Genomic DNA, 13,173 nt, shown 5'->3' on the forward strand with positions numbered 1-13,173 from the left:
TCCTCTGCTGCGATAAACCTGATGCCATTGCGCCAGCGCCTTGAAAACCTGCCGGTCGGCCAGAAACTGCTGGCTGCCCTGCTGGTGTTGTTGACCACGGTTCTGCTGGTCGCCAACCTGACCTTTATCAGCGCCGCCTACTACATTTCTCAGGAAAGCATGGCGCCTCAGGCCCTGCAGACCATCGGCCGGCTGATCGCCAATCCGAGTCTGGTCAGCGATGCGCTGGAGTCACCGCGCAGCGCCGAGCGCCTGCTCAAGGAGCTCGACAGTTATTCACCGCTGCGTGCCGCCGCCCTGTACGACGGCAAGGGCGAACGCCTGGCGCAAGTGCAGCGCGGCGAAAAACTCAGCCTCCCCGAGCGCTACCGCCACGTCGAAGCCTGGCAACTCACCGAGTTCCGCAGCAACCAACTGATCACCCTGCCACGCCCCGGTGCCGCGCCGGGGCATCTGTTGCTGGTCGCCAGCAGCGAACTGCCGATGGCGTTCTACACCGGCACCCTGACCGCCAGCCTCGGCATCCTGATCTTCAGCGTACTGCTGTGGCTGGTCATCGCCCGGCAGATCAAGCGCCTGATTACCCGGCCGATTCACCAGCTGGAGGAATTGTCCCGGCAGGTCACCCGCGAAGAGAACTACGCCTTGCGCGCTGCACGCGGCAACCATGACGAAATCGGCAGTCTGGCCGAGGCGTTCAACACCATGCTTTCGCGCATCGAAGCCCGCGAGCAGCAGCTCAAACGCGCACGCGACGACTCACAGGCCGCCTACGATCAGGCGCAGGGGCTGGCCGAGGAAACCCGCCACACCAACCGCAAACTGGAGCTGGAAGTCCAGGTGCGCAGCAAGATCGAGAAGAAACTCACCGGCTTCCAGAATTACCTCAACAGCATCATCGACTCGATGCCCTCGGCGCTCATCGCTCTCGACGAGCAGCTTTACGTCACTCAATGGAATCAGGAAGCCAGCGCCCTCTCCGGCACACGCCTGGATGAGGCGCTGAACCAGCCGATCTTCCTCGCCTTCGAACCGCTCAAGCCGTTTTTGCCGCAGCTCAAGGCCACCGTCGAACAGCACACCGTGGCCAAAGTCGACCGGGTGACCTGGTTCAAGGACGATGAACCCAAGCATTATGCGCTGACGTTTTATCCGCTGATGGGCGGTGCCGGGCGTGGCGTGGTGATCCGTATCGACGACATCACTCAGCGTCTGTCGCTGGAAGAAATGATGGTGCAGTCGGAGAAAATGCTCTCGGTCGGTGGCCTTGCGGCCGGCATGGCCCACGAAATCAACAACCCGCTCGGCGCGATCCTGCACAACGTGCAGAACATTCGTCGGCGTCTGTCGGCGGATCTGCCGAAGAACATCGAGACCGCCGAACAATTGGGCATCGAACTGGACACGGTGAACCGCTACCTGCAAGGCCGCGAAGTCCCGCAACTGCTCGACGGCATTCAACAGGCCGGCGCCCGCGCGGCGAAAATCGTCACGCACATGCTCAGCTTCAGCCGCCGCAGCACTCGGCAAATGGCGCCGTGCGATCTGCCGGCATTGATTGATCAAGCCGTGGAAATCGCCGGTAACGACTTCGATCTGGCCATCGGCTTCGACTTCAAGGGCCAGGCGATCATTCGCCAGTTCGACCCAGCCCTCGGTCCGGTGCCGGGCACCGCCAACGAGCTGGAACAGGTGCTGCTCAATCTGCTGAAGAACGCCGCGCAGGCGATTCATCAGCGTGAAGACGACAGCGAGCCGGGCCGGATCATTCTGCGCACCAGGCTCAATCCGCCGTGGGCCGAGATCCAAGTCGAAGACAACGGCATCGGCATGAGCGAGAACGTGCGCAAGCGTACCTTCGAGCCGTTCTTCACCACCAAGGAAATCGGCCAAGGCACCGGCCTGGGCCTGTCGGTGTCGTACTTCATCATCACCAACAATCACAAGGGCCAGATGGAAGTGCAGTCGGCGCCCGGCCAGGGCCCTTGCTTCCCCCTGCGTCTGCCGCTGGCGCAACCGGCGCCGCTGACCACCGAAACCAATCCACTACCGAGGTAACCCATGGGCTTCCGCCTGTCGAAGATCTACACCCGCACCGGCGACAAAGGCGAAACCGGCCTCGGTGACGGCCGCCGCGTTCCCAAGGATCACCCGCGTATCGAGGCGATCGGCGAGGTCGATACGCTGAACAGTCAGGTCGGCGTGCTGCTCGCCGGTTTGCTCGCCGAGCGCGCAGTGCATCCAGGGCTGAATGAAATCATCGACGTGTTGGCGCCGTGTCAGCATCGCCTGTTCGACCTCGGCGGTGAACTGGCGATGCCGGAATATCAGGCGTTGAACGAGGCTGAAATCGAGCGGCTGGAAGCAGCGATCGATGTGTGGAATGAAGAGCTGGGGCCGCTGGAAAACTTTATCTTGCCGGGTGGTTCAATGTTGATTGCGCAGGCGCATGTCTGCCGCAGTCTGGCGCGCGGTGCCGAGCGGCGGTGTCAGCATTTGAACTCGGTTGAGCCATTGGCCGGGGTTGGCCTGGCGTATATCAATCGATTGTCGGATTTGCTGTTTGTTGTGGCGCGGTTGATTGCGCGGCGGCAGGGGGTGGCGGAGATTTGGTGGCAGCCGGCGGCGAAACCTGAAGGAAAGTAGCGCCTGTCAGGGCGCTTCGCGAGCAGGCTCGCTCCCACATTGCCTGCATCCTGACTGGAGAAATGCAATCCACTGTGGGAGCGAGCCTGCTCGCGAAGAGGCCGCTAGCCTCAATCGAGAATCAAGCTTCTGGCCAGAACGCCCGAATCCCCGCCACACCCTGAGCCCCAACACCCCAGGCTTTCTCGCACTCCGCCGGCCCTACTCCACCGAGCAGAAACACCGGTTTGCTGAAACCCTCAATCAGTGCCGCAGCCTGTTCCCAACCCAATGGCTGTGCATCCGGGTGCGTCAAAGTCGGCTGCACCGGCGACAGGGTGACGAAGTCGACGCCCATCTGCGCGGCCAGTGCCAGCTCTTCAGCGTTATGGCACGACGCTGCGAGCCAGCGCTCGGCTGGCAACGGACGTCCTGCCGCTGCGTATTTACGCAGTTGTGCAGCGGTGATGTGCCAACCGGCAGACGGGAAATCGCCGAGCCATTCGAAGGGCCCTTTGATCATCAACTGTGCCTTGCCCGCGCACAGGCCGACCGCGTCGACTGCCAGATCACGATATTTCGGGTCGTAGCCGTTGGGTGCGCGCAGCTGGATCAATTTGATGCCGCCGGCAATCGCTTTCTGGATGCCGCGCAACAAGGCCGGGCCTTCCAGATCTTCCGGAGTGATCAGGTATTCGGCAGGCAAGCGCGCTGCCGCGACGATTGGCTGGTTGGCTGCCGGAAACTCATAGTCGATCAATTCCCTGGCAGTGACCCAAGCCAGTGGCTGACCTTCCGCGCCGTGGGGCTCGCCGCTGAACGCCGAGACTTCCCAGACATCCAGCAAGACCTGTTTGTCCGGGTAATCGTGGCGAACCTTGATCAGCGGCCGCGCAGCATCAACGATGATGCCCAGCTCTTCGTGCAGCTCGCGAGCCAGTGCCGATTCGACAGACTCGTCAGCCTCGACCTTGCCACCGGGAAACTCCCACAAGCCGCCCTGATGCTGGGTGTCGGCACGGCGGGCGATAAGAATTTTGCCGGCGCCGTCACGGATGACGGCAGCGGCGACGTGGACGCGTTTCACGGGTTCAATTCCTCCAGTCCAGCCTTTTGCCACGCTTTGAAGGCGGGCCATTGGTAGACGGTTTCAACGTAAGCTTCGTCGACCGCTGGCAGCTTCACCTGATAGGTGCGCAAGCGCACGGCGATCGGCGCGAAGAAGGCATCGGCGAGACTGACACGACCGAACAGGTACGGCCCCTCTTCCGTGGCTGCCGCGCGGCATTCGGCCCATAGCGCGAGCATGCGTTCGATATCGACCTTCACTTCTGGCGGCACCGGGTTCAGCGGTGCGTCCTGGCTGAGGTTGAACGGCATGTGGTTACGCATGGCGAAGAAACCGCTGTGCATTTGTGCGCAGGCCGAGCGGGCCTGGGCGCGGGCGAAGGTATCGCTCGGCCAGAGTTGCTCGGACGGAAACTGTTCGGCGAGGTATTCGGCGATGGCCAGCGAATCGGCGATGGTGCCACGGGTGGTTTGCAGCAGCGGCACCTTGCCGGTCGGCGAATGCTTGAGCAGGCGCTCGCGGGTGTCGGGCTTGCCGAGCTTGATCAGCTCCTCGCTGTAGGGTGCGCCGGTCAGTTCAAGCGCCAGTGCCGCACGCAGGGACCAGGAGGAAAGCAGTTTGTCGCCGATGATCAGGTGCAGGGACATGGTGTGGCGCCTTTTCGTCAGAGGAATGCTTCTGAATGGGTTGTGTCCGGATCGCCGTTTTCGCGAGCAGGCTCGCTCCCACAGAAAACCGAACTGCAGCGAGAATACCCTGTGGGAGCGAGCCTGCTCGCGAATGGAGCGGCTCGGTCCCGGATCAGGTCAAGTACGGTATTCAGCGTTGATCTTCACGTACTCATGCGACAGGTCGGTGGTCCAGATGGTTTCGCTGCATTCGCCGCGGCCCAGTTCGATGCGAATGGTGATTTCTTCCTGCTGCATCACCGCCGAGCCCTGGGCTTCAGTGTAGGTCGCGGCGCGGGCGCCACGGCTGGCGATGCACACGTCGCCGAGGAACACGTCGATCTTGCTCACGTCCAGATCCGGCACGCCGGCACGGCCCACGGCAGCGAGGATACGGCCCCAGTTCGGGTCAGAGGCGAACAGCGCGGTCTTGATCAGCGGCGAGTGGGCCACGGTGTAACCGACGTCCAGGCATTCCTGGTGGTTGCCGCCGCCATTCACTTCAACGGTGACGAACTTGGTCGCGCCTTCGCCGTCGCGCACGATGGCCTGGGCGACGTCCATGCACACTTCGAACACCGCTTGCTTCAGCTTGGCGAACAGCTCGCCTTCAGCGCGGGTGATCTCAGGCAACGCGGCCTTGCCAGTGGCGATCAGCATGCAGCAGTCGTTGGTCGAGGTGTCGCCGTCGATGGTGATGCGGTTGAACGACTTGTTGGCGCCGTCGAGCATCAGGTTGTGCAGCACCTCGCGGGAGACTTTGGCGTCGGTGGCGATGTAACCCAGCATGGTCGCCATGTTCGGGCGAATCATGCCGGCGCCTTTGCTGATGCCGGTGACAGTGATGGTCACGCCGTCATGCTCGAACTGGCGGCTGGCGCCCTTGGGCAGGGTGTCGGTGGTCATGATGCCAGTGGCGGCGGCTTCCCAGTTGTTCTCCGACAGGTCGTCCAGCGCGGCTTGCAGTGCGCCTTCGATTTTTTCGACCGGCAGCGGCTCGCCGATCACACCGGTGGAGTACGGCAGAATCTGGCTGGCATCGACGCCGGTCAGCTCGGCCAATTTAGCGGTGGTGCGCTCGGCAGCCGCCAAGCCAGGCTCGCCGGTGCCGGCGTTGGCATTGCCGGTGTTGGTCAGCAAGTACCGCACGGCATTGTGCACGCGCTTTTTCGCCAGGATCACCGGCGCGGCGCAGAACGCGTTCAGGGTGAACACGCCAGCCACGGTCGAACCTTCAGCACAGCGCATCACCACTACATCCTTGCGCCCCGGGCGCTTGATGCCGGCCGAGGCGATACCGAGTTCAAAACCGGCAACCGGGTGCAACGTTGGCAAAGGACCAAGACCAACAGCCATGAATGCGCTCCTTACTCAATGATGTCAGCACCGTCACGGAAAAGGACGGTGGGATAAATGGCAAAACGCCGCGACGGCAGGAGCCGGTCGCGGCGCGGGGTGTTCAGCGATTGAAACGGGTTTTACTGGATCTGCCCGTGGCAATGCTTGTATTTCTTGCCCGAACCGCAGTAGCACAGTTCGTTGCGGCCCAGCTTCTGCTCGTTGCGCACCGGGGCAGCGGCGGTGGCCAGTGCCACATCGACCTCTTCACCCAACGCTTCCGGCTGATCCAGCCCAGGCGCTTCGGCATGTTCGAACTGCATGCGCGCCGCCAGTGCTTCGGCTTCCTGACGCAGGCGTTGCTCTTCGGCTTCCGGATCTTCGCGGCGAACCTGAACGTGCGAGAGCACGCGGATCGAGTCGCGCTTGATCGAATCGAGCAGCTCGGAGAACAGCGTGAACGACTCGCGCTTGTATTCCTGCTTCGGGTTCTTCTGCGCATAGCCACGCAGGTGAATGCCGTGACGCAGGTGATCCATGGTCGACAGGTGGTCTTTCCACAGGTCGTCGAGTACGCGCAGGACGATCTGCTTCTCGAACGAGCGCAGCGCCTCGGCACCGGCCTGATCTTCTTTCTCGTTGTAAGCCGCCATCAGCTCGGTCATGAGCTTCTCGCGCAGGGTTTCTTCGTACAGGTGATCGTCTTCGTCGAGCCATTGCTGGATCGGCAGTTTCACGCCGAAATCGCTTTCGATCGACGCTTCCAGACCGGCGACGTCCCACTGCTCTGGCAGCGATTGCGGCGGAATGTGGGCGCTGACGGTAGCGTTGAGCACGTCCTGACGGAAGTCGGCGATGGTTTCGCCGATGTTGTCAGCGGCCAGCAACGTGTTACGCATGTGATAGATCACTTTACGCTGCTCGTTGTTGACGTCGTCGAACTCGAGCAGTTGCTTGCGGATGTCGAAGTTGCGGCCTTCAACCTTGCGCTGCGCCTTCTCGATTGCGTTGGTCACCATGCGGTGTTCGATCGCTTCGCCCGGCTGCATGCCCAGAGCCTTCATGAAGTTCTTCACCCGGTCAGAGGCGAAAATGCGCATCAGGCTGTCTTCCAGCGACAGGTAGAAGCGGCTCGAACCGGCATCGCCCTGACGGCCGGCACGGCCACGCAGCTGGTTGTCGATACGGCGCGATTCGTGACGCTCGGAAGCAATTACCTGCAAGCCGCCGGACTCCAGCACTTGCTGGTGACGCTTCTGCCAGTCGGCCTTGATCTGCGCGATCTGCTCGGGAGTCGGGTTTTCCAGCGAAGCGACTTCCACTTCCCAGTTGCCGCCCAACAGGATGTCGGTACCACGACCGGCCATGTTGGTGGCGATGGTCAGCGCACCCGGACGACCGGCCTGAGCAATGATTTCAGCTTCTTTTTCGTGGAACTTGGCGTTGAGAACCTTGTGTTCGATGCCTTCTTTGACGAGCAACTCGGACATGTGCTCGGAGGTCTCGATGGTCGCGGTACCCACCAGCACCGGACGACCGGCGGCCATGCTTTCCTTGATGTCCGCGACGATCGCCGCGTATTTCTCTTCGGCGGTGAGGAACACCAGGTCGTTGTAGTCTTTACGCGCCAACGGCTTGTTCGGCGGGATGACCATGACTTCCAGACCATAGATCTGGTGGAATTCGAACGCTTCGGTGTCGGCGGTACCGGTCATGCCGGACAGCTTGGTGTACAGACGGAAGTAGTTCTGGAAGGTGGTCGAGGCCAGGGTCTGGCTCTCGGCCTGAATGTTCAGACCTTCCTTGGCTTCGATAGCCTGGTGCAGGCCTTCGGACAGACGACGACCCGGCATGGTACGACCGGTGTGTTCGTCGACCAGTACGACCTGACCGTCCTGGACGATGTATTCGATGTTGCGGTTGAACAGCTTGTGCGCACGCAGACCGGCGTAGACGTGGGTCAGCAGGCCAAGGTTGTGCGCCGAGTACAGGCTCTCGCCTTCGGCCAGCAGGCCGACGCGGGTGAGCATTTCTTCGATGAACTGGTGACCGGCTTCGTTGAGTTCGACCTGACGGGTCTTTTCGTCAACGGTGTAGTGACCGGCCTTGGTGACCTGGCCTTCAACTTCTTCGACGTGCAGTTCCAGCTGCGGGATCAGCTTGTTGATCTCCATGTACAGCTTGGAGCTGTCCTCGGCCTGACCGGAAATGATCAGCGGAGTACGCGCTTCGTCGATGAGGATGGAGTCGACTTCGTCGATCACGGCAAAATTGAGTTCGCGCTGGAATTTTTCATCCATGCTGAACGCCATGTTGTCGCGCAGGTAGTCGAAACCGAATTCGTTGTTGGTGCCGTAGGTGATGTCGGCGGCGTAGGCGGCGCGCTTCTCTTCCGGCGGCTGGAACGGCGTCACGACGCCGACGGTCAGGCCGAGGAACTCATACAGCGGGCGCATCCAGTTGGCGTCACGGCGGGCCAGGTAGTCGTTCACGGTCACAACGTGCACGCCCTTGCCGGACAGTGCGTTGAGGTAAACACCCAGGGTGGCCACGAGGGTCTTGCCCTCACCGGTGCGCATTTCGGCAATCTTGCCTTCGTGCAGAGTCATGCCGCCGACGAGTTGCACGTCGAAGTGGCGCATGCCCATCACACGCTTGCCGGCCTCGCGGGCGACGGCGAAGGCTTCCGGCAACAGCTTGTCGAGGGTTTCCCCTTTGGCGATACGGGCCTTGAACTCGGCGGTCTTGGCGCGCAATTGATCGTCCGAAAGGGCCACCATTTGCTCTTCGAAGGCATTGACGAGCTGCACCGTCTTGAGCATGCGTTTGACTTCACGCTCGTTCTTGCTTCCAAAAAGTTTCTTTAACAAAGGCGCAAACATATCGGCAGGATCTTCCACACTAAAGGGATGGAGGGCGGCCCCGTGAGTCGCCCGTGCAGCCCTCATGGCCGCATGCGAACGAGCATTCTACCCGGAAACGGTGGTGAGGAAAGTGGCGATGTTCCACGATGCTGGCACTGCGCTTTGACGGGGCTCACTTAAAATAGGGGCGTTTTGCTCAACTTCAACCCGTCGGGGGAAAGAAGTCAGGCGTTGATTTAATGAGCAAATCAGGGACAAAAGCAATGGCCCAGAGGTTCCGCAGCTTTCTGCTACCATGGCGCCTCTGTTCCTTCAGGTGTTCGATCATGGCGTTTCGCCCTCTCACGGCCAGAGCCCCCGCCGTTCTGTTACGCGAAGCCAAACCGCTGAAAGCCATCCTCGGCCATGCCCAGCGCCTGGAGCATTTGCAGCGCCTGCTCGAAAGCCAGCTGCAACCGGCCGCCCGCGAGCATTGCCGGGTAGCCAAGTGGCGCGAAGGCGAGCTGTCACTGGTGGTCACTGACGGCCATTGGGCAACGCGCCTGCGCTATCAGCAGAAACGCCTGCAGCGGCAGCTGCAATTGTTCGAAGAGTTCGCCAACCTGACGCGGATCAAATTCAGCGTGCGCCCGCCGATCGTCCAGCACCGGGCGGTTGGACACACCATGGATTTGTCCAGCAGTGCGGCGGAGACGATTCAGTCGACGGCCGACGGGATCAGCGATCCGGGATTGCGCGCGGCGCTGGAGCGACTGGCGGCGCATGCCAAAAACAAAACCTGACCGTGCACACCATTGCCATGTGGGAGCGAGCCTGCTCGCGAAGAGGCCGTGTCAGACGACATTGATGTTGAATGACACAGCGCTTTCGCGAGCAGGCTCGCTCCCACAGTTTGGATCTCCGATTCGCCTGAGATCAGCGGCGCTTGCTGCCTCCGAGCAGAGAGCCCATCAACCCGCGCACCAACTGCTTGCCAAGGTTATTGGCCGCCTGGCGCATCGCTGATTTCAGCGCCTGCCCTGCCGCCGTGCCGAGGAATTCTCCCGCGCGGTCAGCCAGGCTCGGCTCTTCGGCCGCCGCTTTGCCCGCTGGTGTTTCAGCCTCGGGCGCCAGCCCTTTGCGTCCCATCAAGATCTCATAGGCCGACTCGCGATCGATCGGCTTGTCATAACGGCCCTTGAACGGTGAGCCGGCGATCAGTACGGTGCGCTCGGTTTCGGTCAGCGGGCCGATCCGCGATTGCGGCGGTGCCACCAGCACGCGCTGGACCATTTCCGGCGTGCCCTTCTCGGTCAGCGTGCCGACCAACGCCTCACCAATACCTAACTCAGTCAGCACCGACAGACTGTCGAACGCCGGATTCGGCCGAAAGCCATCCGCCACGGCGCGCAGAGATTTCTGCTCTTTGGCGGTGAACGCACGCAGGCCGTGTTGAATGCGCAAGCCCAACTGCGCCAGCACGTCATCCGGCAGATCCGCCGGCGACTGGGTGACGAAATACACGCCAACACCCTTGGAACGAATCAAACGCACCACTTGCTCCAGGCGTTCCTGCAACGCCTTGGGCGTGTCGCCGAACAACAAGTGCGCCTCATCGAAGAACAGCGCCAGCAGCGGCTTGTCAGCATCGCCGCGCTCGGGCAGTTGCTCGAACAACTCGGCCAGCAGCCACAGCAGGAACGTTGCGTAAACCTTCGGCGCCTCGTGCACCAGGCGGCTGGCGTCGAGCAGATGGATGCGTCCACGGCCATCGGCGCCCGGTTGCAGAATGTCTTCGAGTTGCAGCGCCGGCTCGCCGAACAGGGCTTCGGCGCCCTGCTGTTCCAGTGTCGCCAAGCGGCGCAGCAGCGCCTGGCTGGAACCGGTGGTCATCAGCGCCGCATCTTCGCCGAGCAACTGCGGATTGTCCTTGAGGTGATTGAGCAGCGCTTTCAGATCCTTGAGATCCAGCAGCAACAGCCCTTCGCGATCCGCCACCTTGAACGCCGCGTACAGCGCCGACTGCTGACTGTCGGTCAGCTCGAGCAAGCTGCCGATCAGCAACGGGCCCATTTCGCTCAGCGTGGTGCGCAGCGGATGACCGGATTCACCGTGGATGTCCCACAGCGTGACGGGATAAGCCTGCGGCGTGTGACCGAGCCAGGGCATGCCGGCGATGCGCTCGGCCACTTTGCCCTGCGGGTTGCCAGCGGCGCCGAGCCCGCAGAGGTCGCCCTTGATGTCGGCGGCGAACACCGCGACACCGGCGTCGCTGAACGCTTCGGCCAGACGCTGCAATGTCACAGTCTTACCGGTGCCGGTGGCGCCGGCAATCAGCCCGTGGCGGTTGGCCAGGCGCATGGCCTGAGCGATGGGTTGCGCGGCCGGATCAGCGCCGATAACGAGTTGCGAAGAGTCAGGCATTTTCTCACCCAATGGTTAATCTTTGATGACACATGGCCGATACATAAATTGGATAGACCCATCAGAAAATCGGGTCGGACATTTCCCTAAGGAGAGCCGGAAATATCAGTTTTTCAACCTTGCCCATAGTGCGCGTCTCTATCAAAGCACGCCCAGGACATTAAGACCTTAGCGGAACCCCAAGCCATGAACAAAAACCTGCGCTTCAGCCATAAGATTTTGCTTGCCGCCGCTCTCATCGTCATTGCCGCTTTTGCCTCGTTCACGTTGTACAACGACTTGCTGCAACGCAATGCGATCCGCGATGACCTGAACAACTACCTCAATGAAATGGGCGAGGTCACCGCCGGCAACATCCAGACCTGGCTCAGCGGGCGCATTCTGCTGATCGAGAACGCCGCACAGAACATCGCCATCAACCCGGAACCTGCCACGGTCGCCAGCCTGCTGGAACAGAAAAGCCTGACCTCGACGTTCATGGCCACCTACCTGGGCGATGCCACCGGGCATTTCACCATCCGCCCGGACGTGAAGATGCCGGACGGTTTCGATCCGCGCGTACGCCCTTGGTATAAAGGTGCCGAAAGCAGCAGCACCTCGACCCTGACCGAACCCTACATCGATGCGGCCACCGGCCAGTTGATCATCTCCATCGCCACCGCGTCGAAAAAGGCCGGGCAGAGCGTTGGCGTGGTCGGTGGTGACCTGAGCCTGCAATCGCTGGTCGACACCCTCGCCGCACGGGATTTCGACGGCATGGGCTATGCGTTTCTGATCAGCGCCGACGGCAAGATCCTCGTCCACCCGGACAAGGCTTTGGTGATGAAATCGCTGCAAGAAGCCTACCCGCAGGACACGCCGCGCATCAGCAGCGATTTCAGCGAAGTGAGCGTCGACGGCAAAACCCGCATCGTCACCTTCGCCCCGATCAAGGGGCTGCCGTCGGTGAACTGGTACATCGGCCTGTCGATCGACAAGGATCAGGCCTACTCGATGCTCAGCGAATTCCGTACCTCAGCGGTAATCGCAACCATTATTGCCGTGGCAATCATCATCGCCCTGCTCGGCATGCTGATCCGCCTGCTGATCCAGCCGCTGCACGTGATGACCCGCGCGATGGAAGACATCGCCGACGGTGAGGGCGACCTGACCAAACGCCTGAACATCGTCAATAACGATGAATTCGGCATCCTTGGCACCGCGTTCAACCGCTTCGTCGAGCGCATTCACGGTTCGATCCGCGAAGTGTCCTCGGCCACCGGCCAGGTCAACGAGGTCGCCCTGCGCGTGGTCGCAGCGTCAAACTCGTCGATGTACAACTCCGACCAGCAAGCCTCGCGCACCAGCAGCGTTGCCGCCGCGATCAATCAGCTCGGCGCCGCCGCCCAGGAAATCGCCCGCAATGCTGCGCAAGCGTCGAATCAGGCCAGCGACGCCCGTGGTCTGGCCGAGGATGGCCAGCAAGTGGTCGAGCGCAGCATCAAGGCGATGAACCAACTGTCGAGCATGCTCAGCGCGTCGAGCACCAACATCGAGTCGCTGAACAGCAAGACCGTCAATATCGGCCAGATTCTCGAAGTGATCACCAGCATTTCCCAGCAGACCAACCTGTTGGCGCTGAACGCAGCGATCGAAGCGGCGCGCGCCGGTGAGGCCGGTCGTGGTTTCGCCGTGGTGGCCGACGAAGTGCGCAACCTCGCGCACCGCACGCAGGAATCGGCACAACAGGTGCAGACCATGATCGAGGAGCTGCAAGTCGGCGCCCGGGAATCGGTGAGCACCATGAGCGACAGCCAGCGCCACAGCCAGGACAGCGTCGAGATCGCCAACCTTGCCGGCGAACGCCTGAACAGCGTGACCCTGCGCATTGGCGAGATTGATGGGATGAACCAGTCGGTGGCGACCGCGACCGAGGAGCAGACTGCGGTGGTTGAGTCGATCAATGTCGATATCACCGAGATCAACACGCTGAACCAGGAGGGAGTAGAGAACCTGCAAGCGACCTTGCGCGCGTGCTCGGATCTGGAGCAGCAGGCTTCGCGTCTCAAGCAACTGGTGGGCAGCTTCAGGATTTAAGCTGCGGCGACTGGCCACTTCGCGAGCAGGCTCGCTCCCACAGGGAAAATGCATTCCATTGTGGGAGCGAGCCTGCTCGCGAATATCTACCTTTCAACGAAACCCGACTGACACCCCACCGCGCAATCCC

The 13,173-nt window shown here is 61.6% G+C and carries 9 protein-coding genes; 4 read left to right on the forward strand and 5 right to left on the reverse strand.

Annotated features, from left to right (window positions below):
* Positions 1–21: 21 nt before the first annotated feature.
* Positions 22–2,058, forward strand: coding sequence for an ATP-binding protein (locus OC605_RS09540; protein WP_262136753.1), 2,037 nt, complete (start codon positions 22–24; stop codon positions 2,056–2,058).
* Positions 2,059–2,061: 3 nt separating this feature from the next.
* The gene (locus tag OC605_RS09545; protein ID WP_262136754.1) at positions 2,062–2,646 is read left to right on the forward strand and encodes a cob(I)yrinic acid a,c-diamide adenosyltransferase; all 585 of its coding nucleotides are present in this window, start codon (positions 2,062–2,064) and stop codon (positions 2,644–2,646) included.
* A gap of 121 nt (positions 2,647–2,767) precedes the next feature.
* Here OC605_RS09545 and OC605_RS09550 read toward each other — a convergent pair whose 3' ends face one another.
* The 4 genes from OC605_RS09550 to secA form a co-directional block, all read right to left on the reverse strand.
* Positions 2,768–3,712, reverse strand: a complete 945-nt coding sequence (locus OC605_RS09550) for a Nudix family hydrolase (RefSeq protein WP_186567652.1) — start codon at positions 3,710–3,712, stop codon at positions 2,768–2,770.
* The gene (locus tag OC605_RS09555; RefSeq protein ID WP_130888828.1) at positions 3,709–4,341 is read right to left on the reverse strand and encodes a glutathione S-transferase family protein; all 633 of its coding nucleotides are present in this window, start codon (positions 4,339–4,341) and stop codon (positions 3,709–3,711) included. Before OC605_RS09555 ends, OC605_RS09550 begins: the two co-directional genes overlap by 4 nt.
* 159 nt (positions 4,342–4,500) lie before the next feature.
* Entirely contained in the window at positions 4,501–5,718 is a 1,218-nt protein-coding gene (argJ, locus tag OC605_RS09560; RefSeq protein WP_262136755.1) for a bifunctional glutamate N-acetyltransferase/amino-acid acetyltransferase ArgJ, read from the reverse strand.
* A 122-nt stretch (positions 5,719–5,840) separates the two neighbouring features.
* Positions 5,841–8,582, reverse strand: coding sequence for a preprotein translocase subunit SecA (gene secA / locus OC605_RS09565; RefSeq protein WP_038861039.1), 2,742 nt, complete (start codon positions 8,580–8,582; stop codon positions 5,841–5,843).
* A gap of 308 nt (positions 8,583–8,890) precedes the next feature.
* Between secA and OC605_RS09570 the strand changes: the two genes are divergently transcribed.
* Complete coding sequence (locus OC605_RS09570) at positions 8,891–9,346, forward strand: DUF721 domain-containing protein (RefSeq protein WP_262136756.1); 456 nt, start codon at positions 8,891–8,893, stop codon at positions 9,344–9,346.
* Positions 9,347–9,479: 133 nt separating this feature from the next.
* Here OC605_RS09570 and OC605_RS09575 read toward each other — a convergent pair whose 3' ends face one another.
* Entirely contained in the window at positions 9,480–10,967 is a 1,488-nt protein-coding gene (locus OC605_RS09575; protein ID WP_041480025.1) for a helicase HerA-like domain-containing protein, read from the reverse strand.
* A gap of 186 nt (positions 10,968–11,153) precedes the next feature.
* On the opposite strand from OC605_RS09575, the gene OC605_RS09580 reads away from it, so the two are divergent.
* Positions 11,154–13,043: a methyl-accepting chemotaxis protein gene (locus OC605_RS09580; RefSeq protein ID WP_262136757.1), complete on the forward strand. Its 1,890-nt coding sequence runs from the start codon at positions 11,154–11,156 to the stop codon at positions 13,041–13,043.
* Positions 13,044–13,173 lie beyond the last annotated feature (130 nt).

The organism is Pseudomonas sp. Marseille-Q5117, from assembly GCF_946901175.1.
In the GTDB taxonomy this organism is placed as follows: Bacteria; Pseudomonadota; Gammaproteobacteria; order Pseudomonadales; family Pseudomonadaceae; genus Aquipseudomonas; species Aquipseudomonas iranensis.

Excerpts from the sequence above, each read along its gene's own strand:
- OC605_RS09540 (WP_262136753.1), top strand. The coding sequence starts at position 22 with ATGCCATTGCGCCAGCGCCTTGAAAACCTGCCGGTCGGCCAGAAACTG.
- OC605_RS09545 (WP_262136754.1), top strand. The coding sequence starts at position 2,062 with ATGGGCTTCCGCCTGTCGAAGATCTACACCCGCACCGGCGACAAAGGC.
- OC605_RS09555 (WP_130888828.1), bottom strand. The coding sequence starts at position 4,341 with ATGTCCCTGCACCTGATCATCGGCGACAAACTGCTTTCCTCCTGGTCC.
- argJ (WP_262136755.1), bottom strand. The coding sequence starts at position 5,718 with ATGGCTGTTGGTCTTGGTCCTTTGCCAACGTTGCACCCGGTTGCCGGT.
- secA (WP_038861039.1), bottom strand. The coding sequence starts at position 8,582 with ATGTTTGCGCCTTTGTTAAAGAAACTTTTTGGAAGCAAGAACGAGCGT.
- OC605_RS09570 (WP_262136756.1), top strand. The coding sequence starts at position 8,891 with ATGGCGTTTCGCCCTCTCACGGCCAGAGCCCCCGCCGTTCTGTTACGC.
- OC605_RS09575 (WP_041480025.1), bottom strand. The coding sequence starts at position 10,967 with ATGCCTGACTCTTCGCAACTCGTTATCGGCGCTGATCCGGCCGCGCAA.
- OC605_RS09580 (WP_262136757.1), top strand. The coding sequence starts at position 11,154 with ATGAACAAAAACCTGCGCTTCAGCCATAAGATTTTGCTTGCCGCCGCT.